General features: G+C 63.2%; 17 protein-coding genes and 1 riboswitch. Of the genes, 7 read left to right on the plus strand and 10 right to left on the minus strand.

Translation table 11 applies throughout. The features are described from left to right. Positions 1–88: 88 nt before the first annotated feature. The 4 genes from M1P90_RS16605 to M1P90_RS16620 form a co-directional block, all read right to left on the minus strand. A complete protein-coding gene (locus M1P90_RS16605) occupies positions 89–1348 on the minus strand; it encodes a CpXC domain-containing protein (protein ID WP_483704172.1) in 1260 nt (419 codons plus the stop codon). A gap of 324 nt (positions 1349–1672) precedes the next feature. After that, positions 1673–3430, minus strand: coding sequence for a long-chain-fatty-acid--CoA ligase (locus M1P90_RS16610; protein WP_483704174.1), 1758 nt, complete (start codon positions 3428–3430; stop codon positions 1673–1675). Between the two features lie 84 nt (positions 3431–3514). After that, positions 3515–3685 (minus strand): hypothetical protein, encoded by a 171-nt coding sequence (locus tag M1P90_RS16615; RefSeq protein WP_483704176.1) that lies wholly within the window; start codon positions 3683–3685, stop codon positions 3515–3517. Between the two features lie 172 nt (positions 3686–3857). Continuing rightward, complete coding sequence (locus M1P90_RS16620) at positions 3858–4634, minus strand: anti-sigma factor (RefSeq protein WP_483704178.1); 777 nt, start codon at positions 4632–4634, stop codon at positions 3858–3860. Positions 4635–4881: 247 nt separating this feature from the next. Here M1P90_RS16620 and M1P90_RS16625 point away from each other — a divergent pair, with 247 nt between their 5' ends. The 5 genes from M1P90_RS16625 (at position 4882) to M1P90_RS16645 (ending at position 8872) form a co-directional block, all read left to right on the plus strand. Next, positions 4882–5388 carry a hypothetical protein gene (locus M1P90_RS16625; RefSeq protein WP_483704181.1) on the plus strand — a complete coding sequence of 169 codons (507 nt, stop codon included), beginning with the start codon at positions 4882–4884 and terminating at the stop codon, positions 5386–5388. Between the two features lie 67 nt (positions 5389–5455). Beyond that, positions 5456–6157 carry a response regulator transcription factor gene (locus tag M1P90_RS16630; protein ID WP_483704183.1) on the plus strand — a complete coding sequence of 234 codons (702 nt, stop codon included), beginning with the start codon at positions 5456–5458 and terminating at the stop codon, positions 6155–6157. A gap of 93 nt (positions 6158–6250) precedes the next feature. Continuing rightward, positions 6251–7678, plus strand: a complete 1428-nt coding sequence (locus M1P90_RS16635; RefSeq protein ID WP_483704185.1) for a sensor histidine kinase — start codon at positions 6251–6253, stop codon at positions 7676–7678. Between the two features lie 115 nt (positions 7679–7793). After that, entirely contained in the window at positions 7794–8204 is a 411-nt protein-coding gene (locus tag M1P90_RS16640; protein ID WP_483704187.1) for a RusA family crossover junction endodeoxyribonuclease, read from the plus strand. Next, positions 8204–8872 (plus strand): hypothetical protein, encoded by a 669-nt coding sequence (locus M1P90_RS16645; protein WP_483704189.1) that lies wholly within the window; start codon positions 8204–8206, stop codon positions 8870–8872. Before M1P90_RS16640 ends, M1P90_RS16645 begins: the two co-directional genes overlap by 1 nt. Before the next feature lie 148 nt (positions 8873–9020). On the opposite strand, the gene metX is transcribed toward M1P90_RS16645, so the two are convergent. The 5 genes from metX to M1P90_RS16670 all read right to left on the minus strand — a co-directional run bounded on the left by metX (position 9021) and on the right by M1P90_RS16670 (position 14197). After that, positions 9021–10151: a homoserine O-acetyltransferase MetX gene (gene metX / locus M1P90_RS16650; RefSeq protein WP_483704191.1), complete on the minus strand. Its 1131-nt coding sequence runs from the start codon at positions 10149–10151 to the stop codon at positions 9021–9023. Between the two features lie 107 nt (positions 10152–10258). Beyond that, the gene (locus M1P90_RS16655; protein ID WP_483704193.1) at positions 10259–11548 is read right to left on the minus strand and encodes a homocysteine synthase; all 1290 of its coding nucleotides are present in this window, start codon (positions 11546–11548) and stop codon (positions 10259–10261) included. A gap of 165 nt (positions 11549–11713) precedes the next feature. Next, a riboswitch (SAM riboswitch) is annotated at positions 11714–11858 on the minus strand. 369 nt (positions 11859–12227) lie between these two features. After that, positions 12228–12554, minus strand: coding sequence for a hypothetical protein (locus tag M1P90_RS16660; protein ID WP_483704195.1), 327 nt, complete (start codon positions 12552–12554; stop codon positions 12228–12230). 53 nt (positions 12555–12607) lie between these two features. Continuing rightward, on the minus strand, positions 12608–13897 hold the full coding sequence (locus M1P90_RS16665; RefSeq protein WP_483704197.1) for a vanadium-dependent haloperoxidase: 1290 nt from the start codon (positions 13895–13897) through the stop codon (positions 12608–12610). A gap of 87 nt (positions 13898–13984) precedes the next feature. Next, entirely contained in the window at positions 13985–14197 is a 213-nt protein-coding gene (locus tag M1P90_RS16670) for a hypothetical protein (RefSeq protein WP_483704199.1), read from the minus strand. Positions 14198–14520: 323 nt separating this feature from the next. Between M1P90_RS16670 and M1P90_RS16675 the strand changes: the two genes are divergently transcribed. Then, positions 14521–17589: an ATP-binding protein gene (locus tag M1P90_RS16675; protein ID WP_483704201.1), complete on the plus strand. Its 3069-nt coding sequence runs from the start codon at positions 14521–14523 to the stop codon at positions 17587–17589. Between the two features lie 71 nt (positions 17590–17660). Here the strand turns inward: M1P90_RS16675 and M1P90_RS16680 are convergent, their stop codons facing one another. Further along, complete coding sequence (locus M1P90_RS16680; RefSeq protein ID WP_483704203.1) at positions 17661–18839, minus strand: MFS transporter; 1179 nt, start codon at positions 18837–18839, stop codon at positions 17661–17663. A 711-nt stretch (positions 18840–19550) separates the two neighbouring features. Between M1P90_RS16680 and abc-f the strand changes: the two genes are divergently transcribed. Then, on the plus strand, positions 19551–21317 hold the full coding sequence (abc-f, locus tag M1P90_RS16685; protein WP_483704205.1) for a ribosomal protection-like ABC-F family protein: 1767 nt from the start codon (positions 19551–19553) through the stop codon (positions 21315–21317). Positions 21318–21329: the final 12 nt, after the last annotated feature.

The raw sequence follows: 21329 nt of genomic DNA on the forward strand, positions 1-21329 counted from the left end.
TGGTTATGACTGAAGACGAATGACCAAGTTGCGCTTTGTCGTTCGTCTTTCGTCTCGGCACCAAGAAACCAACATCACCCGAACTGCCCTACTGTTCTTCCAGGCCGGCGCGCACAGTGCGCAGCAGCTCGCGGCTGGCGGCGGCATTGCTGGCAAGCTGCGCGTTCCCCTGCCGCTCGGCCTGCTGCGCCAGCGATTGCAAAGCCGCCTGGGCGCGCTCAGTCAGCACAATCGGATAGGCGGCCAGCACCTCGGCGCGCGCGTCGTCGCCCTGGGCGGCCAGCAGCGCATCGAGCGCGGCCTGGAGTGCGGCCGGGCTGCCAAGCTCCTCGCGCAGAGTCGCCAGCTCTTCGCGCCGGTCGTCGATCGCCTGGGCCAGGCGCTCGTTGCCTTCTTCCAGCGCGGCTTCCATGCGCGCAAACAGCTCGCCGTCGGCCCAGTGCTCCAGCAGCTGCGGGTAATCGCGCGCGGCGTCGGCCAGCGTTTCGGGCGAACTGGCCTGGAGCAGCGCCTGAAAGGCCAGCGGCGCAAGGCGCGCGGCAGCAATCGCTTCGGCTTCCGGTTCGGCAATCGGCGCGGGCTGCGGCTCGGGCAGGGCCGGGCCACCGCTGCGCATGCGCGCCAGCGTTGCGCGCAGCTCACGCAGCGCGTCGGAAACGGCGCGATCGTCGCCATAGGCGGCTTCGGCCAGCTGGCGCACCAGCGCGTCGCCATCATCGGTCAGCAGCGTGGGGTTCGCGGCAAGAATCGCGTCAAACTCGGCCTCGTCGTCGGCGGCAAGCAGATCGCGCACAGCGTCGGCCAGCTCGCTATCCACGGGCGCGGGCGCTGGCGCAGCAGGGGCCGGGGGCGGAGGTGGCGCAACAGGCTCGCGAGCCGATGGCTTGAGCGCGCCAATTACGGTTTCAACCGATTTGCCAAAGCTGGGCTGCGCCGGGCCTTCGCCGCGCCGCACGCGCTCGCGGCGCATCACTGCGCGCCGCACGCCCGCCACTTCCTGTTCCAGCTGCACATCGCCGAGGTAGGGCAGGCGCTGATCTTCGGGCAGCTCGCCCACCAGCGCATACAGCAATTCCTGGGCGCGCTCGCGCCACTGGTGCTCCTCGGTGTCGGCCGGCACCGCGAAGTAGACACGGCGGTTGGCCGGGTCGTGGTAGAGCATGGGAACCGAGGCGGGCCACTGCTGGCCGCAGGCCGGACAGACCGCAATATTGAGTGTTTCGTCGCGCAGCGAGGCCGCCAGGTCGGGTCGCTCAGCGGCGTCGACCAGCGTCCACACGCCTGCATCGACGGCGCGCTGGCAGTTCGGGCAGCGCAGGCGAATGATTTCCTGTGATGATACAGCCATATTCTCTCGCGGCGCCGCGCCCGTGGCTGCGGCGGCATGGCGGAAGCTCAGCAGCCGCGCTTGCGACTGCCTTCACATTGTAGCGTATGGATCGGGTGAGTCAAGGGGGGTAAGCACGAAGCACATCACCGTTGAAATGGGGGCGATAGCTATCCACAGATTACGCAGATTACACCGATGCGAGGTCGATAATTTGAATCAGTGTGAGGTTTTTCCGCGAATAGTGCGGAAAAACCTCACAGATGAATAGCGTAACCAAAGGCAGAAGGGCGCAAGCTCACGAGCTGAAAGCCCCACCATCCCCTATTCCCTATCTCCCATGCCCTACGCCGGCGTGGGCTGCTCGGGCGATTTGGGCGCGGATTTGGCGGCCTGTTTCTGCTTTTCTTCCTCGACCAGCACGCGCCGCAGCACCTTGCCAACCATCGTCTTGGGCAGCTCGGTGCGGAACTCAATGTCGCGCGGCACCTTGTAGGGCGCGAGGTGCTGCTTGCAGAACTGCTTGATCTCGTCGGCGCTGGGCTGCTGGCCTTCTTTCGCCACCACATACGCCTTCACGGTGTCGTCGCCGCGCGTGGGGTGGCGAATGCCGACCACAACTGCTTCAAGCACCTGCGGGTGCATAAACAGCACTTCCTCGACATCGCGCGGCAGCACTTTAAAGCCGGAAGCGATGATCATGTCCTTCTTGCGGTCGACAATAAAGAAGTAGCCGTCGGAGTCGGTTTTGCAGATGTCGCCGGTATGCAGCCAGCCGTCGGCGTCCACCGTTTCGCTGGTTTCGCCGGGCTGGTTCCAGTAGCCCGCCATCACCTGCGGGCCGCGCACGCACAGCTCGCCTTCTTTTTCGCCGCCAATCGGCAGCTCTTCGCCATTGTCGAGGTCAATGATCTTGGCCTCGGTGCTGGGCATGGGGATGCCAATCGAGCCATTCTTGCGCGTGCCAAACACTGGGTTGCAGTGCGTCACTGGCGAAGCCTCGGTCATGCCAAAGCCCTCGACCAGCCGCCCGCCGGTGATCTGGCCAAACTTCTCCTGAATTTCCATCGGCAGCGGGGCCGAGCCGCTGATGCAGGCCTTCACCGACTTCAGGTCGTAGTCCGCAACGCGCGGGTGGTTGACGATGCCGATATACATGGCCGGCACGCCCGGGAAGAGCGAGGCGCGCTCTTTCTGGATGATGTTCATGACGTTGTCGATCGGGCGTGGGTTCGGCACGATCACCATTTCCGCGCCGATCGAGATCGCAAACAGCATGCTCACCGTCATGCCATACACATGGAAGAACGGGATCGCCGCCATCATCTTTTCCGCGCCGGGCTGCGTGTTGGTTAGCCAGCTCGCCACCTGCGCGGTGTTCGCCACCAGGTTGCGGTGGGTAAGCATGGCCGCTTTTGGCAGGCCAGTCGTGCCGCCCGTGTACTGAAACAGCGCGGTGTCGTCGGGCGAGATGCCGACCTGCGGCAGGTTCGGGCCGTATTTGCTCACCAGGTCGCTGTAGAAGAACAGGTTCGGCCCGGCCGGCACATCGACCCAGGCCGGGTCTTTGCGCTGTTTGGCCTTCACCAGCATGCTCGACGGAAAGCCCAGCGTGTCGAAAATGTGCGTCACGATCACGCGCTTCACGGGCGTTTCGGCCTGCACTTCTTTCAGGCGCGGCCAGAACAGGTTGAGGATGATAATCGTTTCGGCGCCCGAGTCTTCGAGCTGGTGCTTCAGCTCGCGGGCGGTGTAGGTCGGGTTGTTGTTCACCACCACCGCGCCAAGCTTGGCCGTGGCGAAAAACGCAATCACGAACTGCGGCGAGTTGGGCAGCATCAGCGCCACACGGTCGCCCTTGCGCACGCCCAGCTGGTACAGCGCGTTGGCAAAACGGTCGACCTGCTCGTTCAGCTGGCGGTAGGTCATCTGCCCGCCAACAGTGTAGCGCCCGCCGAGCAGGTAGCTCAGCACAAAGTTGGTGGCAGTGTTGTAGGGGTATTTGCGCGCACTCTCGGTCAGAAAGGTGTCGAGCGTGGTGGCGGGAACATCGACCGTGTGCGGCACGCGCGCTTCATAGCTCGAAAACCAGGGCTGCTGCATCTCATGCTCCTTCGCATATGGATCAAGGGCGGCTGCCTGGGCATGGCAAGCGCCCTTGATCCAGCCCTCATACAATTGTGGGCGCTACACTTCTTCTTTGAGCCAGCCGCGCTCGCGGGCAATGAACTTGATAGTCGCGTCGTCGGGCGGGTAGAGGCCAGCCGCCTGGTAGGCGTAGGCCAGCAGCGCCGCGCCGCCAACCATGCCCAGGCCCAGCCCAATTAAAAAGGTCATTATTCCCAGAATTTTACGCATTTTCGGCACTCCTCGTATCGCGTGAAGCGTATGGATGCTGTTTGTGTGGCGGTATGATACCGCAGGGCGGCAGCAACCGTCAACTCTATCGGGCAGCGGGAAGGAAAAAGGAAAGAGCGCCGGGGGGCAATTGGGCGTGGCAGCCGCATGCCCCCGCCGAACGCAGGGGCGGCTAGCCGCGCCGGGGCGGGCGCAGCGCGCTGGCAAGCGTGCCGCTCAGCACGACGGCTGTGCTGGGCTGCTGGCTGCCGCCGCTGGCTTCAACCGTCACCATCACCTGCTCATACTCGGCCACGGGTGCGGGTGCTTCGAGCGCCAGGGTGGCGCTGCCATCGGCCGCAACGGCAAAGGTTGCCGAGGGCACCTGCTCGCCCGCGCGCGCAAACCAGAACTGGTAGGTGGTGCCGGCAGCCGCCACGGGCAAGCCCTGCACCACCAGCACAGCGCGCTCGCTGCCGGGCTGCATATACATTGTGGCGCTGGCCCCGCGCCGCGGGCTTGTCAGGTGGCGCGCCAGCGTTTGTGGCGCGGCGGCGAACAAGGCTTGCTGCTGTTGTTGGGCAAGCTCGCCGCGCAGCGTGGCGGCTTCGCGCTGGCTTTGCGCCAGAGCATCGGCAGTGCTGTACAGGCGGGTGCGCGTGTAGGCGGCCAGCGTGCCAAGCGCCAGCGCGCACACCAGCAGCATTGCCAGCGCCAGGTGCAGCGCGCGCGCCTGCTGCCGCAAACGCGCAATATCCTGGTCGAGCCCAATCCGCTCGAACACGCGCCGCTTCACGCGCTCAGGCGGCAGATCGGGGGCGGCAAGCGCGTCGAGCGTGGCGCGGTAGCTTGCGGCTTCGGCCTGGCACAGCGGGCAGGCGGCCAGGTGCTCGGCCACTTCGGCGGCTTCGCCAGGGCTGAGCGCGCCAAGCACATAGGCCGGGAGCGAATCGGTTGGGTGGGCATTCATCAGCAAAACTCGCACTAGGGCTTCAGGGAAGGGCAGCGTGGCGGGGTGCGGGTGGCTTCTGGCAGTGAATACGCAGGCATAGCGTGTATGGATGTGCGGCAGGTTTGCGCGCCCTGCCACCAAATGCAGTACAATATCCCAGATCCATGCCCGATATCTTCAAATTCGCTTCACAATCTTTGGCTATACTTCAGTTGTCGCGAAGCAATGAATGCACACGACATCGACTATAGACGAGGAGAATACAATGGAAGGTAATGGGCGCAAACTTGCATGGATCGCAATCGCGCTAAGCGCGGTGGCGCTGGTTGTTTCGCTTGGCGGCCGGGCGCAGTCCTGGCGCAGCTTCAACGGCCCGGCTGGCTATACACAGCAATACGAGCAGCAAGGCCCGATGATGGGGCCCGGCCAGGGGCAGGGGATGGGTCGCGGCCACGGGCGCGGCCAGTGGCAGCAGGGGCCGCAGGCACCGCAAGCGCCACAGGCCCCCCAGGCGCCGAACCAGCAGCAGTTCGGGCGTGGCCCGCAGGGCGGCATGATGGGGCGCGGCCCCGGCCATATGCCCTTCTTCTTCCTGCCGTTTCTGCTGATCGGCAAGCTGATCAAGCTGCTGTTCGTGGTCGGTCTGATCTGGCTGGGCTTCCGCCTGATCCGTGGCCGCAACCGCCCGGCCGCGCCAGCCGCCTATGGCAGCACGCCGCAGCGGCCCGGCCCCGAGCAGCCGCCCTACCCCGACGACACGCCGCAGGAGTAAGAACGGAGCGCGTAGTGCCAGGGGCGTAGCGTAACCACGCTGCGCCCCTGGCATTACCGGAACGACTATGGCAACACGCACAATTCTGGTGGTAGACGACGAGCCGGGCATCGTGGCAATCGCGCGCGATTACCTCGATCGCGCCGGCTTTCGCGTGGTGACGGCTGGCGACGGGCCGAACGCCCTGCGGCTGGCGCGCAGCGAGCGCCCCAGCCTGCTGGTGCTCGACCTGATGCTGCCGGGCATGGATGGCCTGGACGTGACGCGGGCGCTGCGCAGCGAGCCGGCCACCCGCACGCTGCCGATCATTATGCTCACCGCGCGCGTGGACGAGACCGACCGCCTGATCGGCCTGGAGCTGGGGGCCGACGACTATATCACCAAGCCGTTCAGCCCGCGCGAGCTGGTGGCCCGCGTGCGCGCTGTGCTGCGCCGCGCCGAGGGTGAGCGCGACGCCGACACCATTCTGCGCGTTGGCGAATTGCAGATCGACTTCCAGCGCCGCAGCGTGCGCGTCGAGGGCGCGCCCGTGGATCTCACCGCCACCGAGTTCGAGCTATTATCGATCCTGGCGCGCGAGCCGGGCCGGCCCTTCACCCGCGCCCAGCTGCTCGACATGGCCTACGACGTGAGCTACTCGGGTTTCGACCGCACCGTGGACGCGCATATCAAAAACCTGCGCCGCAAGATCGAGCCCGACCCGCGCAACCCGCGCTATGTGCAAACGATCTATGGCGTGGGCTACAAGTTTGCCGAAGATGGCGAGTGAAGGGATACAGACAAGAGACAAGAGACAGGAAAAGCCAAACAGTGTGTGTCTCTCTGACTCCTGGCTCCTGACTCCTGACTTCTGAATACCGCTATGAAACCACGCCTGTTCTGGACAATGCTGCTGGCCTTTGCGCTGGTAATCGTGCTGAGCGTCTGCGGAATGCTCGGCTTTGTGGCGCTGGCCGTGTCGGGGCAGTGGCAGCCGGCCGCCGTGCGCGAAACATTCCGTGAATTCCAGCAGACCTACGCGCTTTCGCTGGGCGACTACTATGTGGCGAATGGCGAATCGTGGGCCGGCGTCGAGCAGCGCTTCGAAACGCTGCCCTCGTTTGGGCCGGGCGGGCTGTTCGACTACGCGCTGGCCGACGCGAACGGGCAGATTATTGCCAGCACCGACACCAGATACCCTACCGGCACGGTGCTTTCAGCAAAAGACCTGAAGGGCGGGATTGTGGTGCGGGCGCGCAACCAGGAGGTTGGCACGCTCCTGTTCGACAACGGCCCGCGTGGCATGATGCAAAACCCGCCCACAGCGCCCAACCCGCCCACAGCGCCAGCACGTGGCCCGCGCGCCGTGTTCTGGCCGATCCTGCGCAGCTTCCTGATCGCCGCCGCCGTGCTGGTAACGGGCCTGCTGCTGCTGGCGCTGTTTTTTGTACAGCGCATCAGCCGCCCGCTGCGCACGCTCACCGCTGCCGCCCAGCAGCTCGCCACCGGCGCGCTCGACGTAGAGGTCAAGCCCGCGCCCATCCGCGAAGTAAACGAGCTGACGCAGGCATTCAATTCCATGGCGCGCTCGCTCTCCGCCGCCGACCGCCAGCGCCGCCAGATGACTGCCGACATCGCGCACGAGCTGCGCACGCCGCTAACGATCATCAAAGGGCGGCTGGAAGGCATGCAGGATGGCGTCTACGAGCCCAGGCCCGAGGAGCTGGAGCGGCTGCTGGGCGAAACTGCGCTGCTGGAGCGCCTGATCGAAGATCTGCGCCTGCTTGCGCTGGCCGAAAACGGGCAGCTCCCGCTCTACCGCGAGCCAATCGACCCGCGCGATCTGCTCGACAACGCGCATAACGCCTTTGCGCGCCAGGCCGCCGAGCAGCATGTCGCGCTCGCCGTCGACGCGCCCGACGACCTGCCCGCGCTCGATGCCGACCCGCAACGCCTGGCGCAGGTGCTGGCAAACCTGGTGGCGAACGCGCTGCGCTACACGCCCGAAGGCGGCAGCATCACGCTCGGCGCGCACACTGCCGGGCAGGAAGGGGCCAACGCCGTGGTGCTCGAAGTGCGCGACACCGGCGCGGGCATCCCCGCCGACGACCTGCCGCACGTCTTCGATCGCTTCTACCGCGCGGATCGCTCGCGAACGCGCAGCAGCGGCGGCACCGGCCTGGGCCTGGCCATCGCGCGCCAGATCATCCTCTCGCACGGCGGCACCATTCAGGCCAGCAGCACCGAAGGCCAGGGCACGACCATCACCATGACGCTGCCGCTTGAGGGCAGTGCAGTGCTAGTGGTGTAATACGCTAGAACTATAGCAGGTGCGCCATTTTGCCTGCCTCTTAGCCTCTGCCTCACCTCCCAAGCTGTTCTGGTATAATATAATTCTTCGACAGAGGGCTGAGAGCGAAGTATCTATGCTGCCGTTTGAGTTCATCGTTGATGGCCCACCCGTCTCGCATCAAACACGGCATGCTGCCCGCTTGCATGCATGGCAACACACTGTGCGAGCCGCAGCAGTACAGCGCTGGCCCGCCAATACACCACCCACTCAGGCACGACTCAGCTTTACAGTAACGTACTATCACGATGGTGTTTCGGTGCGCATCGACAATGATAATTTGGTCAAACCAATTCAAGATGCGCTGAATGGCTTCATTTATGAGGATGACAGCCAGATCACGGATACCTATGTTCGCAAGACTGATTTGAATGGGAGTTTTCGCGTTCGTGGCATGTCACCAGTCCTTGCAGAGGGCTTCTGTCGCGGTAACGAATTCCTGTATATCCGCATTGATGTGGCTCCTGACCATGGGGAGTTGATTTGATGACTCTAGATACAACCGCACGTGAGCATCAACGCCTGCTCGAAGTCGCTCGCGAATATCGCCAGCGCGGCTATGATGTTATTATTGAACCGCCACCTGACCAACTGCCAGATTTCCTTGCCCGCTTTCGTATTGACATGGTAGCGCGTAGTTCCGAAGAAAATGTAATTGTTGAAGTGCGAACGCAAGAGTCGCTTGGAAGCGCTCCAGAACTTGACGCAGTTGCCCAAGCACTTCACGATCAGCCAACTTGGCGATTCGAGCTTGTGGTGACGAACCCGAAGGAACGTTCATCACTTCAATTAAAATATGCAACTTCGCTCACTGATCGTGACATTACATACCGCCTTCGTGAAGCACAGCAGTTATCAGATCAGGAGCACGGGGAGGCTGCTCTGATGCTTGCCTGGTCCGCAATTGAGGCATTACTGCGCGCTATTGCGAGTGAGGAATCTGTCTCTGTTACACGCAATAATCCAGGCCAACTGACGAAAAGCCTATTCACCTATGGGGTACTTGATAAGGAACAATACCAGATCTTAGAGAAGGCATTTCAAGCACGAAACAATATTGTACATGGATACAAAGATCACCAATCGCTCGCAAGTACATTGCAGAAGATGCTACACGTCGCAGATCAGCTGCTACAACAGCATATAGCTCTGTAGTTTCTGTAATATCGCCAATAATCACTTGCCCAAATGAGCTTTCCAGCCAACCTCTGCGCCTCGCTGCGCACCGAGCGGTACAAAACAACGGACGGCGAGCATATGCTCGCCGTCCGCTACTTTCCACTATCCCCTATTCCCACCAGTCCTAGCTCGCCAAGCCCGCCAGAAACTCTGTGATGATCGGCCCCTGCGGCTGGTAATCGACCAGGAAGGCGTCGTGGCCGGCGCTCGACGGCAGCACTACATGCTCCGATGGGCGGCCAATCCGCGCCAGCGCGTCGGCGATCTGCTGCGACTCATCGACCGGGTAGAGCCAGTCGCTGGTGAACGAGAGCAGCAGGAATTCCGACTGGCTGCGCGCCAGCGCGGCGTCGAGCGAGCCATAGCGCGCCGGCAGGTCCCAGTAGTCCATCGCCTTGGTGATATACAGGTAGGAATTGGCGTCGAAGCGCGCGTTGAAGCTCGCGCCCTGGTATTCCAGGTAGCTTTCGATTGCGAACTCGCGCTCCAGCGAGAAGGCCGGCCCGCCGCCCTGCTGAAACGCCCGCCCGAACTTGCGCTCCAGCGAGGGCTCGCTCAGGTAGGTGATGTGGCCGATCATGCGCGCCACCGCCAGCCCATCGGCGGGCGCCTGGCCGTCGTAGTAGTCGCCACCGCGCCAGTTCGGGTCGCTCATGATTGCGCGCCGGCCAATGGCGTTCCAGGCGATCGTCTGGGGCGAGGAGCGCGCGCTGGTGGCCAGCAGCAGGGTGCCGCGCACGCGCTCGGGCAGGGTTGTGGCCCATTCCAGCGCCTGAAAGCCGCCCATCGAGCCGCCCGCCACTGCCAGCAGCTGGTCGATGCCCAGGCGATCGAGCAGGCGTGCCTGCGCGCGCACCATGTCGCCAATCGTGATCACCGGGAAGCGCGCGCCGTAGGGCTTGCCCGTGCTGAGATCGACGCTGCCGGGGCCGGTGCTGCCCTGGCAGCCGCCCAGCACATTCGAGCAGATCACAAAATATTTATTGGTATCGAATGGTCGCCCCGGCCCCACCATTGCATCCCACCAGCCCGGTTTAGCCGCGCCAGCGTACCAGCCCGCCGCGTGCGCGTCGCCGGAAAGCGCGTGCAGCAGCAGGATGGCGTTGTCGCGCGCCGCGTTGAGCGTGCCGTAGGTTTCGTAGGCCAGCGTCACTGGCCCGAGCCGCGCGCCACTTTCGAGCTGCAGCGGTTCGAGCCAGGTCATGCTGCGGCGTTCGACCACACCCACATTATCAGTCTGTCGATCGAGTGTCATAGCGATCATCGTCTCGACTCCACACTGTAAGGGCGATGCATCGCCCGCGTTAGCGGTGATTCACAACACATCAGGGGCGATGCATCGCCCTTACGCCATGGTGCCGCCTAGACCTTCGCCAGGGCCTGATCCAGGTCGGCAATGATGTCGTCAACCGTCTCGATACCGATCGACAGACGCACGTAGTCGTCGGTCACGCCCGTCAGGCCCTGCTCCTCAACCGTCAGCTGGCTATGGGTTGTCGACGCCGGGTGGATCGCCAGGCTCTTGGCGTCGCCAATGTTGGCCAGGTGCGAGAACAGCTTCAGGCTGTTGATAAACGTCGCGCCAGATGCACGCCCGCCCTTGATGCCAAAGCCCAGGATGCCGCTCTGGCCTTTGGGCATCATCCGCTTGGCCAGCTCGTAGGTGGGGTGGTCGGGCAGGCCCGGGTAGTTCACCCACTCGACCTTGCTGTGCTCTTGCAGATATTTCGCCACAGCCAGCGCGTTCTGCGAGTGGCGCTCCATGCGCAGCGGCAGCGTCTCGATGCCCTGCAGCAGCAGGAAGGAGTTGAACGGGCTGATCGCCGCGCCCAGGTCGCGCAGCAGCTGCACGCGTGCCTTGATGATGTAGGCCAGCGGGCCAAGCGCCTGCGTGTACACCAGGCCGTGGTACGACTCGTCGGGCTGGGTCAGGCCGGGGAAGCGCCCGCTTGCCGCCCAGTCGAACTTGCCGCTGTCGACCAGCAGACCGCCGATGCTGGTGCCGTGGCCGCCGATGTACTTGGTGGCCGAGTGCACCACAATATCCGCGCCGAAATCGAACGGCTTGCACAGGTACGGCGTCGCCGTGGTCGAGTCGACAATCACCGGCACGCCGGCCTCGTGGGCAATCGCCGAGATCGCCTCAAGGTTCAGCACGTCGAGCTTGGGGTTGCCGATCAGCTCCAGGAAGAACGCCTTGGTGTTGCCGTCGATTGCGCTGCGGAAGCCATCCAGGTCGCGCGCATCGACAAAGCGGGTGGTGATGCCCAGCTTTGGCAGGGTGTGCTTGAACAGGTTATACGTGCCGCCGTACAGGTCGGTCGACGACACGATGTTGTCGCCCGCGCCAGCAATATTCAGCACCGCAAACGTCTCGGCGGCCTGGCCCGAAGCCAGCGCCAGCGCGGCCACGCCACCCTCCAGCGCGGCGATTCGCTGCTCGAGCACATCCTGCGTCGGGTTCATGATGCGGGTGTAGATATTGCCGAATTCCTGCAGGCCGAACAGGCGCGCGGCGTGGTCGGTGTCCTTGAACTGGTACGACGTCGTCTGGTAGATCGGCACCGCGCGCGCGCCAGTGGTCGGGTCGGCCTGCTGGCCGGCGTGGAGCGCAAGGGTTTCAAAGCCGGTGAATTTCGTTTCGTCCGCCATCGGGAATGCCTCCTTACAACGAGAACAAGCCACGTGCCACAGGTGAGGCGCTGCGCGATGGGGCTGGCAACAACAAAGCCCTCATCGCGCAGATGAGGGCCATGGAAACGCTGAAACAAAAAGCCCTTCCAAAACCATAGGAAGGGGCTTACGTCCGACGTATGCCTCTCATCTTCCAGTCGCGCTGCCGGATTTGGCACCCTAATGATCAAGCTGCGCATGCCTCGTGTACTAAACGTTGCACGCCTACGCTTTTTCCAGGGTTGCCGAGGTTTCATCGGGCCGGTCCCTCCACCTCTCTGGATAAGAGTTGCGCTATTCAATTGTTGCGCCGAATAATACGTGAGTTGCGCAGAAATGTCAAATAGCCATTCGGCGGATTGGCGCTCGTCCGAAAGGCGGATGAGGCCAGGCCGGGGAACTTCTTAAGCAGCCGCGAAGCATTGGAACGCACAGAGATTAACGATCTATAGAACCAAACTCAGTACTTTGGAAAATACGTTATTTCATACAACGGGCAAGCTTCCAGGAAGCTCATCTGATTATCAGGTTGAAGCAAAACTGGCCTGAGCTTCCTGGAAGCTGAGTACAAGGAAACTTCGTTGACAGAGTACTCAATATCCTCTGTACGCTCTGTGGCTCAATTCATTTGCTCTTCGCTGTAGTGAGGGGGTGTCGCTCAGCGCTCGCGGGGCGACAGATCGAACGCGAGCAGCACATGCCGCACGCCGGGTCGGTTCAACGTCAGCTCGAAGTGGCGTTCCATCTGCAAGCGGTAGGCTTCGCAGATATCGATTGGTACTTCGGCCGGGCAGCCCTCCAGAATGCCCAGCGAGAGGCGTGCTCCGTTGTGCACATTGACATCATAGCGGAAGGCCGGCGCGCTGCTGAGCAGCGCGCCAAGCCCCAGCACCAGCGCCACCACCAGCCCACCAGCCCACAGCCCCACCTGCGCCGCCACGTTTGGCTTCGCCCTCTGGCGCAGTAGCTCGTTCGCTCGTGCCATTCCGCCCTCCCTGCGCCTACCACATTTCCAGCGCTGGCGCCCTTCTGCCGGCCCTAGCCGCCAATTGGCCGCAAAGCATGCCCAAAGGCCCATTCGGCTACCAGCCGGCCCTGCGCACGGGCCACTTCATCGGCGCTGCGGAAGTGGAGGCCCTGGTAGATGCGCACGTTCACGGTATCCCACGCCAAGTCCGAGAACCGAGTGTATGTGCGCATCTTCGGCTTGGCATTTGCATTGGTGCTGACAACCGTGAAGACCACGCGATCCGTGCCGAAGTACAGTTCCAGCATACGGGTCAGCGCGCCGACTGCACCATTCGCGCCCGATGTATACTCGGGATAATTTGGCGTATTGAGAAATGGTTGCCAGCTCGGGTCGCCCTGTGTCTGCGGGTTGCCGTCATTCTCGCCCTCGTTGATCGCCGTGACCGGTCGCCAGTAGACGTAGGCCGACTTGCTATCCCACGTGACAATAAATGAGTCAGCAATTGCCAGCGCGCCGAGCGCCAGCAGCCGCGCATTATCGCCAATGTTGTCTGTGCGCCACGCCGCAACATCGCGCAGCGTTTGGTGCAGAAGAATGAAATAGTTACTGGCGTAGAACGTTGCAAGTTGGGTCTGGTCGGGTCGTCGGCTGCCATCTGCAAGACCACCCAACGCCTTCACCTCGTTGTATTCCCTGGCATACTGGTCGCTGCTCAGCGCGGGGGGCGGCGGCGCGCGAAACTGGTCGCCACGCTGCAATGTAAACGGCGGAACCGTGCCAAGCAAGGGGCTCGCCATTGGCGCCAGCGTTGGCGGCGGCCCCGGCAGCAAAGACGGCGTCGGGCGCCACTGGCCAGGCGCGGTGCCACCAGTGAACGGTGCCGGGGGCGGGTTCGGCACGCGCCCATCATTCGCCCGCAGCGCCAGAATGCCCGCCGCAGCCGTCGCGCCAACCTGCACGCCCGGGTCGCTTTCGGCCAGGCCGTGGGCAGTAAAGTACTCGTTGTACATCGAATCGAGCGCGGCTTGCTGGCCGGGCAAAATGCCAACGAGCACATCGTGCGCGGCCTTGGCGGCGGCGGCCTCGGGCGAGCCAGACGTACCAGCCGGGAACGCTACGTGATATGGCGCATAGCGTCGATCGATCGCCTGGACGGCATCGTGAACCGCGGCCTGCACGACCGCCAGATCAAGGAATGGAATGGGAGTTGGGCGCGGTGGTGTGGCCGTGGCCAAAAACTGCACAGCAATGTTATGCCAGGCAGTTGCCGCATCGGGCTCTGCGCTGGCGGTTTGGCCGATTGCGCGTGCCCCCGCCACTGCGCGCGTGCTGCTTGCCCCATTCAGGATCGCGGACATTGCTAGAACAGCCACAGCCAGTGCGCGCCAAGTGCGCCAGGTATTCCTGCACATACCGAACATTTCGTCCCCCTTTCATAGAATTCCTCATCGTGATGTCTCAGGCGACTGCGTAGTGTCCTCAGTCTCGTCAGCCGTTAGTGCTTGGAGAAAGGCGCACAGTCGCGCCACGTCGGCAAAGCCTTTCCGCTCTCCAGTGGGCGCATCTTCGAGCGCTGCCCGCCAGACCATGCCGCCTTCCTCGCTTTCGGCTTGCCACAGGCGCAGGAGGTAGACACGATACCGCCGCGGTTCGGTCATCGTTTCACCTCTTGGGCGCCGTTGACAGCGAGTGAACTAGTGCATAATCAAGAAAGCGATGCGGAAATCAGGGAAGAGTTTCTCATTGCAATCGCCAAACCCTATTCCCCAAACCCTAAACCCTGCGCTGAAAGCGCACGAGGGCTATTTCTCGATAAGGCGCTGCAAGGGAACGTGCGTGCCAGCATAGCAGGCGAGCGTCAGAGAAACGTCACAGAATGTGCCAATACCTGTTGTTTCGCACCACCGGGAGCGATATAATGGCGCTATCGCATTCCTGAGTCAGCTACTGTCGCGGTGGGGGTGGGTGGAGGTGGTTCGCCATGGCTCGACTATCGCTTACGCTGCTTGGCCCAATGCAGCTCACGCTTGGTGGCCAGCCGGCTGGTGGCTTTGCCTACCACAAAGCGCGGGCGCTGCTTGCCTACCTGGCAGTTGAAGCCGGCCAAACGCACCAGCGCGACACACTGGCCGCCCTGCTGTGGCCCGAACTGCCCGACGAAGCGGCGCGGCATAATTTGCGCCAGGCGCTCGCCAACCTCCGCACGGTGCTCGGCGATGCCAGCGCTATTCCACCATTCCTGCTCATCACCCGCGACACCATCCAGCTCAACGTAAGCGATAGTGACAACCTGGATTGTTCAGCTTTTGCCGCTTTGCTGAAAGAATGCGAGCGGCATGCGCATCGCCACCCCGAACGCTGCTTCAGCTGCGCCACTCGGCTTGAACAGGCCGTTAGTCTGTACCACGGCGATTTTCTGGCCGGCTTCAGCGTGGGCGACAGCGCGCCATTCGAGGAGTGGCTGCTGCGCAAGCGCGAACGGCTGCATCAGCAAGCGCTTGGCGCGCTCACGCGCCTGGCCGTCTTTCACGAGCGGCGTGGCAACCACGACCAGGCTCGCGACTGCGCCCAGCGCCAGATTGAGCTGGAACCCTGGCGCGAAGAAGCTCACCGCCAGCTCATGCGGTTGCTGGCGCACAGCGGGCAGCGCAGCTCCGCCCTCGCGCAGTACGAAAGCTGCCGCCGCATCCTGGCGCGCGACCTGGGCATCGAGCCAGAAGCTAGGACGACCGCGCTGTATGAGCAAATCCGCGACGGGACCCCGCAAACCGAGAATGAACTAAGGGCGTATAGCAATACGCCCAAACCAGGCACCCCTCAGATCCGCCACGCGCAGCTACCCACCGCGCCAACGCCACTGATCGGGCGCGAGCGCGATCTGGCGGAACTGGGCGCGCTGCTGGAGAATCCGGCCTGCCGCCTGATCACAATCGTCGGGCCGGGCGGCATTGGCAAAACCCGCCTGGCGCTGGCTGCGGCGGCTGAGCAGGCCGACATGTTCACCGATGGCGCGGCGTTTGTTCCGCTCCAGCCGATCAGTTCGGCCGCGTTTCTGGCGCCGGCAATCCTCTCGGCGCTGAATATCCAGCCTCAGGGCCAGCGCGACCCGCACGAGCACGTGCTGGCGTATCTGCGCGACAAGGAGCTGCTGCTCGTTCTCGACAACTTTGAGCATTTGCTTGCGCCTGAGCTGAGCGACGGCGACGGTGCACCAGTGCTGCTGGCGGACATTCTTCGGCGCGCGCCCGGCGTGACATTCCTTGTCACATCACGCGAGCGCCTGGCAATGAGCGACGAATGGCTGTTTGACCTGCCCAGCCTCGCGTACCCGCCGGGCGAAACGGTCAGCGCGATTGAAAGCTACAGCGCGGTGCAACTGTTCCTGCGACGCGCCAGCCAGGTGCGGCGGAATTTTGCGCCTGCCGAAGACGAAGCACGCGCAGTGGCGCGGATCTGCCGGCTGGTCGAGGGGCTGCCGCTGGCGATTGAGCTGGCGGCGGCCGCGCTGCACACGCGCTCGTGCACAGCAATCGCGGATGCGATTGAGCGCAGCAGTATGGGGCTATCGAGCGAACTGCGGGCCACGCCGCAGCGCCACCGCAGCATCCGGGCAGCGTTCGAGCACTCGTGGCGCTTGCTCTCCAGCGAAGAGCAGCGGGTTTTTCCGCGCCTGTCGGTATTTCGCGGCGGATTCGGTCAGGATGCCGCTGCTGAGGTTGCCGGGGCAACGCCACAGCTTCTTGCCGCCCTGATCGACAAATCACTGCTGCGCTGGGATGGCGTGGCGCGCTACGACATGCACGAGCTCCTTCGGCAGTTTGCCGCCGAGAAGCTTGAGCAGGCCGACGATACCAGGCAGGCGCACAATCAACATCTCGCGCATTACCTGGCGCTTGCCGAGTCAGCCGAAGCTCAGCTTGCCGGATCGGAAGTAGGACGAGAGCTGAATCGAATTGATGTTGAACATGACAACACGCGGGCTGGATTACGTTGGGCGCTTGAACAGGGTGATAGCGCATCTGCACTGCGATTAAGTGCGGCGATGAGCAAGTTCTGGGAAGTGCGCGGGTACTGGAGTGAAGCACGGCAATGGCTGGAACAGGCATTGACCGTGAGTCGTGAGCGTGGGGCACACACGAATGCAGACCCCGCGCTGCCCCGTTGGTCGGCACGAGCGTTAACCCAGGCAGGCAGGCTGGCATGGTGCCAGGCAGATTTCACCAGGGCACACGATTTACTTGAAGAAAGCCTCAACGTACATCGGAGGCTCAACGACCAGGACGGCTTCAACTTTGTTCTTGGCATCCTGGGTGGCCTGGCCTTTGACCAAGGCGATTATGTCACGGCGCGGGCGCGCTATGAGCAATACCTCGCTTCCTTGCGAGCAGAAGGAGATCCTCGCTGGGTCGGCGACGCGCTTTTCTGCGTGGGCCTTGTGGCATATAACCAGGGAGAGTACGCAACAGCACAGGTGCTGCTTGAAGAAAGCCTGACGCTTATCCGGGTTTCGGAACATGAGCTTGGCGTCACCTACCCACTCAACGCCTTGGGCAATCTGGCTAATCTGCAGGGCGATTATGCCGCAGCGCAGGCGTTTTACCAAGAATGCCTGACAATCCGGCGCAAGCTCGCCTACAAACGTGGCACTGCAGCAACGCTCGCCGACATGGGCAATGTGCAGACCAAGCTTGCGCAATACCCAATGGCCTGGGCACTTTACCAGGAAAGTCTTGCGCTGTATCGCGAGCTTGGAAATAAACGTGGCTTGCTGATCGCGCTCTCGGGCTTGGCGTGCCTTGTCCAGAACCAGGGGCAGCCGCTCGCCGCTATGCGCTTGCTGGGCGCAGTTGAAGCGCTGCTTGTTCAGGAAAGCACGCGACTTGACGAGCCTCAACGCTCGCACATGCAACACACGATTACGGCGGCACGCGCCCAGCTCGACGAAGCGAGTTTCGCAGCCGCATGGGCCGAAGGGCAGCACATGCCGCTTGAGCAAGCGATTGCGTATGCGCTGGAAATGAGCTGCGTGCAGATCGAGCACGCAGCCTGATCGCTTTGATACGAGCCCTTCGTGTCTTCGTGGTACATGCCGCTGGCGTCGTTATGTGAACCGTGTTGACCCTAACCGCCGCCCAGCTCGCCCAGCGCGGCCGGTCGCCGCTCGGCCTGCCCAAGCCACCAGAAGATTGCCACAATCGCCAGGAACAGCGCCGCCGGGCTGATCATCGCGGCGCGGATGGTAGCCCGCTCGCCGATCAGGCCCATCAGGTAGGGCACGACGGTGGTGCCAAGCCCGCCGCTGCCAACCAGCAGCGCAAACACTGTTCCCGACGACGCGGTGTAGCGCTCGCTGCCATAGGCGGCAATCAGCGGCCACTGGCTCGAATAGGTCAGCCCAAGCGCCGCAATCACGGCCCACACCGCCGCGCGCGCCTCGACCAGGCCGGATGCCAGCGTCGCCAGTGCGGCCAGCCCGGCCAGGCCGATCACAATCGTGCGCAGCTCGTAGCGCAGCGTGAGCTGGCCGCACAGCAGCCGCCCAACCGTCATTGCCGCCCAGAACAGCCCCACCGCCACGCTCGACTCAATGATCGAAAAGCCCAGGCTGCGCGTCAGGAAGGTCGACATCCAGCCCCAGCTGCCAACCTCGGCACCGGTGTAGAGCATCATGCACAGGCAGATCAGCAGGAAGCGCCGATTGCGAACCAGCGCGGCAAACGCCGCCCAGCTAATCCGGTCGGTGCTGGCAAGTTCCGGCACGCGAATCGCAACAAACAGCACAACCAGCGCGAGCGCCAGCACCCCCAGCGCGGCATAGCAGAGCCGCCAGTCGAAGCCAGCCGCCAGCAGCATGCCCGCCCCAATCGGCCCGACCAGCGCGCCAACGCCGAAGAAGACCTGCGCCATGTTCAGGGAGTAGCTGGGGCGTTCGGGGTTCAGCGCCACCACCAGCGCGCCGATCTGGCTTTCGAGAATGCCGCCAAACCCGCCGATGAAAAACGTCACCGCGCATACGGCCGCGAACGAAGGCGCCAGCGGCATCGCCAGCAGCGCAAGCGTGAAGCCGGCCAGCGCCACCGCCAGCACCCGCCGCTTGCCCCAGCGGTCGGCCAGCACCCCGCCAGCCAGAATGAACGCCACCAGGCCGAGAAAGCTGACCGTGAAGATCACGCCCGACTCGGCCATGCTCAGCGCGAACGAGGCGGCAATGGCCGGCAGCAGCGGGCTGGTGATCGTCAGCGCAACCGCAAAGAGCGCCATAACCGCGTAGCAAACGAATGTGAGGAGCCTGGTGTGCATTGTGTGGTTCTCTTCTGTTGATGCAGCGATCAGGGCTGCGTGAGCCGCTTGTAATAGCGTATTCGGTTCCGCTGAGTGACCGTGCGATTGTATCACGCTTGCGCTTCCGCGCTGACGCCCACTGGCCCGGAAGCAAGGCCGTGTCAAGGTCCCAAACATCATCCACAGATTACGCAGATGACGCAGATATGAGGTCGCTAATACCAAGTCCGAGTAAACACTTCTTCTTTGTCATTCTGAACGGAGCGGCAGCGAAGTGAAGAATCTCCTATTCACATGAGCGAGAGATGCTTCGCTTCGCTCAGCATGACAATTCCGAAGTAATCATCGGTATTGGTATAATCTGCATCATCTGCGGAATCTGTGGATAGATCGCATTCCATCCAACGTGAATATGCCCTGGCCTCAAAAGGCGGTCCCACACGCGAAAATCAGCCCTGCGATGGACACCGCCCGCACGCCAGTGTGCTACACTGCGCGCAGATATTTTCTGAAAGGCACGATCATGCGCTGGAACGCCGTCACAACCTGCTGGAACTCAACCCGTGGCGGCACACTGCGCGCTGGACATAGGATTACTGTGCCCAGCGACAGGTTGCGTGTGTAAACACTTTCACTGAGAAAGAACCGAACGTCGTGGGCCAGGTGCGGCTCGCGGCGTTTTTTATTGCCTACACCCAGCTCGCCTGGCCCGGAATACAGGAGGCCCTTGTGATTATTGCAGACATCAACAACATTGCGCGCGTCCATGGCGGGCGCACAATCTTCAAAGAGCTCAGCTGGACGATTCAGGACGGCGAGCGCATCGGGCTGGTCGGGCCGAACGGCGTGGGCAAATCGACATTGCTGCGCACGCTGGCCGGGCTGGAAGCGCCCGAGGCCGGCGCGGTGACGCTGCGGCGCGGCGCGCGCGTGGCCTACCTGCCGCAGGAATACAGCGGCGAGGCCGGGCGCGGCGTGCTGGCCGAGCTGCTGGCCGCCCGCGACGACCTGGCCGCGCTTGAGGCACGCATCGCCGCCGCCGAGGCGCGCATGGGCGAGCCCGAGGTCGCGGGCGATATGGACGCGCTTGGGCGCGTGCTGGCCGAGCACGAGCGCCTGCTCGAACAGTTCGACGAGCTGGGCGGCCCGCGCCTGCATAGCCGCGCCGAAACGCTGCTGCGCGACATGGGCATGCCCGAAGCGCAGTGGCAGCGCCCAATGGAGCTGCTCAGCGGCGGGCAGCGCAAGCTGGTGGGCCTGGCGCGCTGCCTGCTGGCCGATCCCGACCTGCTGCTGCTCGACGAGCCCGACAACCACCTCGATCTGGAGCGCAAAACCATGCTCGAGCGAATTGTGCGGCAGTTCGCCGGCGCGGTTGTGATCATCTCGCACGACCGCTACCTGCTCGACGAAACCGTCACGCAGATTGCCGAGATCGAGCCTGCGCCGGGCGTGATTGCGCGCCTGAAGCAGTGGGAAGGCAACTACTCGGCCTTCGTCACGCAGAAAGAGCTTGCGCTGCTGCGCCAGCAGCAGAGTTATACCGCGCAGCAGAAAGAGATCGAGCATCTGGAAGCGGCAATTGCGCGCTTCAAGGTCTGGATGAGCGTAAGCCTTGACCCGCGCCTCAAGCGCCAGATCAACAACAAGCAGCGCCAGATCGACAGCATGGACAAGATCGAGCGGCCGGTGCTGGAGCGCCGCAAAATGGCGCTGCAATTCCGCCCGCACGCGCGCGGCGGCGCCAAAGCCATCGAGCTGCGCCGCGTTGATAAGACCTTTGGCGACACGATCATTCTGCTGGACGCCGCCGCGACAATCATGAATGGCGAGCGGATCGGCATCGTGGGGCCGAATGGCGCGGGCAAGTCGGTGCTGCTGCGCATGATCCTGGGCCAGCTCGCGCCCGACGCTTCATCCAATCGCGGGCAGGTGCACGACGCAATCTGGATCGGGCCAAGCATTCAGGTGGGTTTTTACGCGCAGCAGCACGAAACGCTCGACATGAGCCGCACGCCAATCGAGGCGCTGCGCGACGTGCGCCCGATGTACGAGGCCGAGGCAGTCGCCAAGCTGGGGCGCTTCCTAATCCCTTACGCCGCCGCGTCGCAGCCGATCGCCAAGCTCAGCGGCGGCGAAAAAAGCCGCGTGCAGCTGGCCCGCCTGATGCTGACCGGCGCGAACTGTCTGCTGCTCGACGAGCCAACCAACAACCTCGACATCGCTTCGGCCGAGGTGCTTGAGCAGTCGCTCGACGAGTTCGCTGGCACGGTCGTGGTGGTTTCGCACGACCGCTACTTCCTCGACCGGGTGGTGGATCGCATCTTCGAGGTGCGCGACGGCGAGCTGCGCGTGTACGAGGGCGGCTATAGCTACTACGCCGAAGAAAGTGCGCGTCGCAGCCAGCCAGAAGCATCGATTTCACCACCAAGACACCAAGACACCAAGGATCAAAAGTCTGTTTCAGCGCAAAAAGCCACGCCTAAACAAAAATAGTCTCAATCCTGG

This window comes from Kouleothrix sp. 19917, from assembly GCF_057073505.1.

Coding starts and splice junctions, on each gene's coding strand:
- M1P90_RS16615 (WP_483704176.1), bottom strand. CDS start 3,685: ATGCGTAAAATTCTGGGAATAATGACCTTTTTAATTGGGCTGGGCCTG.
- M1P90_RS16655 (WP_483704193.1), bottom strand. CDS start 11,548: ATGGCGGACGAAACGAAATTCACCGGCTTTGAAACCCTTGCGCTCCAC.
- M1P90_RS16625 (WP_483704181.1), top strand. CDS start 4,882: ATGGAAGGTAATGGGCGCAAACTTGCATGGATCGCAATCGCGCTAAGC.
- M1P90_RS16670 (WP_483704199.1), bottom strand. CDS start 14,197: ATGACCGAACCGCGGCGGTATCGTGTCTACCTCCTGCGCCTGTGGCAA.
- M1P90_RS16635 (WP_483704185.1), top strand. CDS start 6,251: ATGAAACCACGCCTGTTCTGGACAATGCTGCTGGCCTTTGCGCTGGTA.
- M1P90_RS16610 (WP_483704174.1), bottom strand. CDS start 3,430: ATGCAGCAGCCCTGGTTTTCGAGCTATGAAGCGCGCGTGCCGCACACG.
- M1P90_RS16645 (WP_483704189.1), top strand. CDS start 8,204: ATGACTCTAGATACAACCGCACGTGAGCATCAACGCCTGCTCGAAGTC.
- M1P90_RS16605 (WP_483704172.1), bottom strand. CDS start 1,348: ATGGCTGTATCATCACAGGAAATCATTCGCCTGCGCTGCCCGAACTGC.
- M1P90_RS16675 (WP_483704201.1), top strand. CDS start 14,521: ATGGCTCGACTATCGCTTACGCTGCTTGGCCCAATGCAGCTCACGCTT.
- M1P90_RS16630 (WP_483704183.1), top strand. CDS start 5,456: ATGGCAACACGCACAATTCTGGTGGTAGACGACGAGCCGGGCATCGTG.
- M1P90_RS16620 (WP_483704178.1), bottom strand. CDS start 4,634: ATGAATGCCCACCCAACCGATTCGCTCCCGGCCTATGTGCTTGGCGCG.
- M1P90_RS16665 (WP_483704197.1), bottom strand. CDS start 13,897: ATGTCCGCGATCCTGAATGGGGCAAGCAGCACGCGCGCAGTGGCGGGG.
- metX (WP_483704191.1), bottom strand. CDS start 10,151: ATGACACTCGATCGACAGACTGATAATGTGGGTGTGGTCGAACGCCGC.
- M1P90_RS16640 (WP_483704187.1), top strand. CDS start 7,794: ATGCTGCCGTTTGAGTTCATCGTTGATGGCCCACCCGTCTCGCATCAA.
- M1P90_RS16660 (WP_483704195.1), bottom strand. CDS start 12,554: ATGGCACGAGCGAACGAGCTACTGCGCCAGAGGGCGAAGCCAAACGTG.
- M1P90_RS16680 (WP_483704203.1), bottom strand. CDS start 18,839: ATGCACACCAGGCTCCTCACATTCGTTTGCTACGCGGTTATGGCGCTC.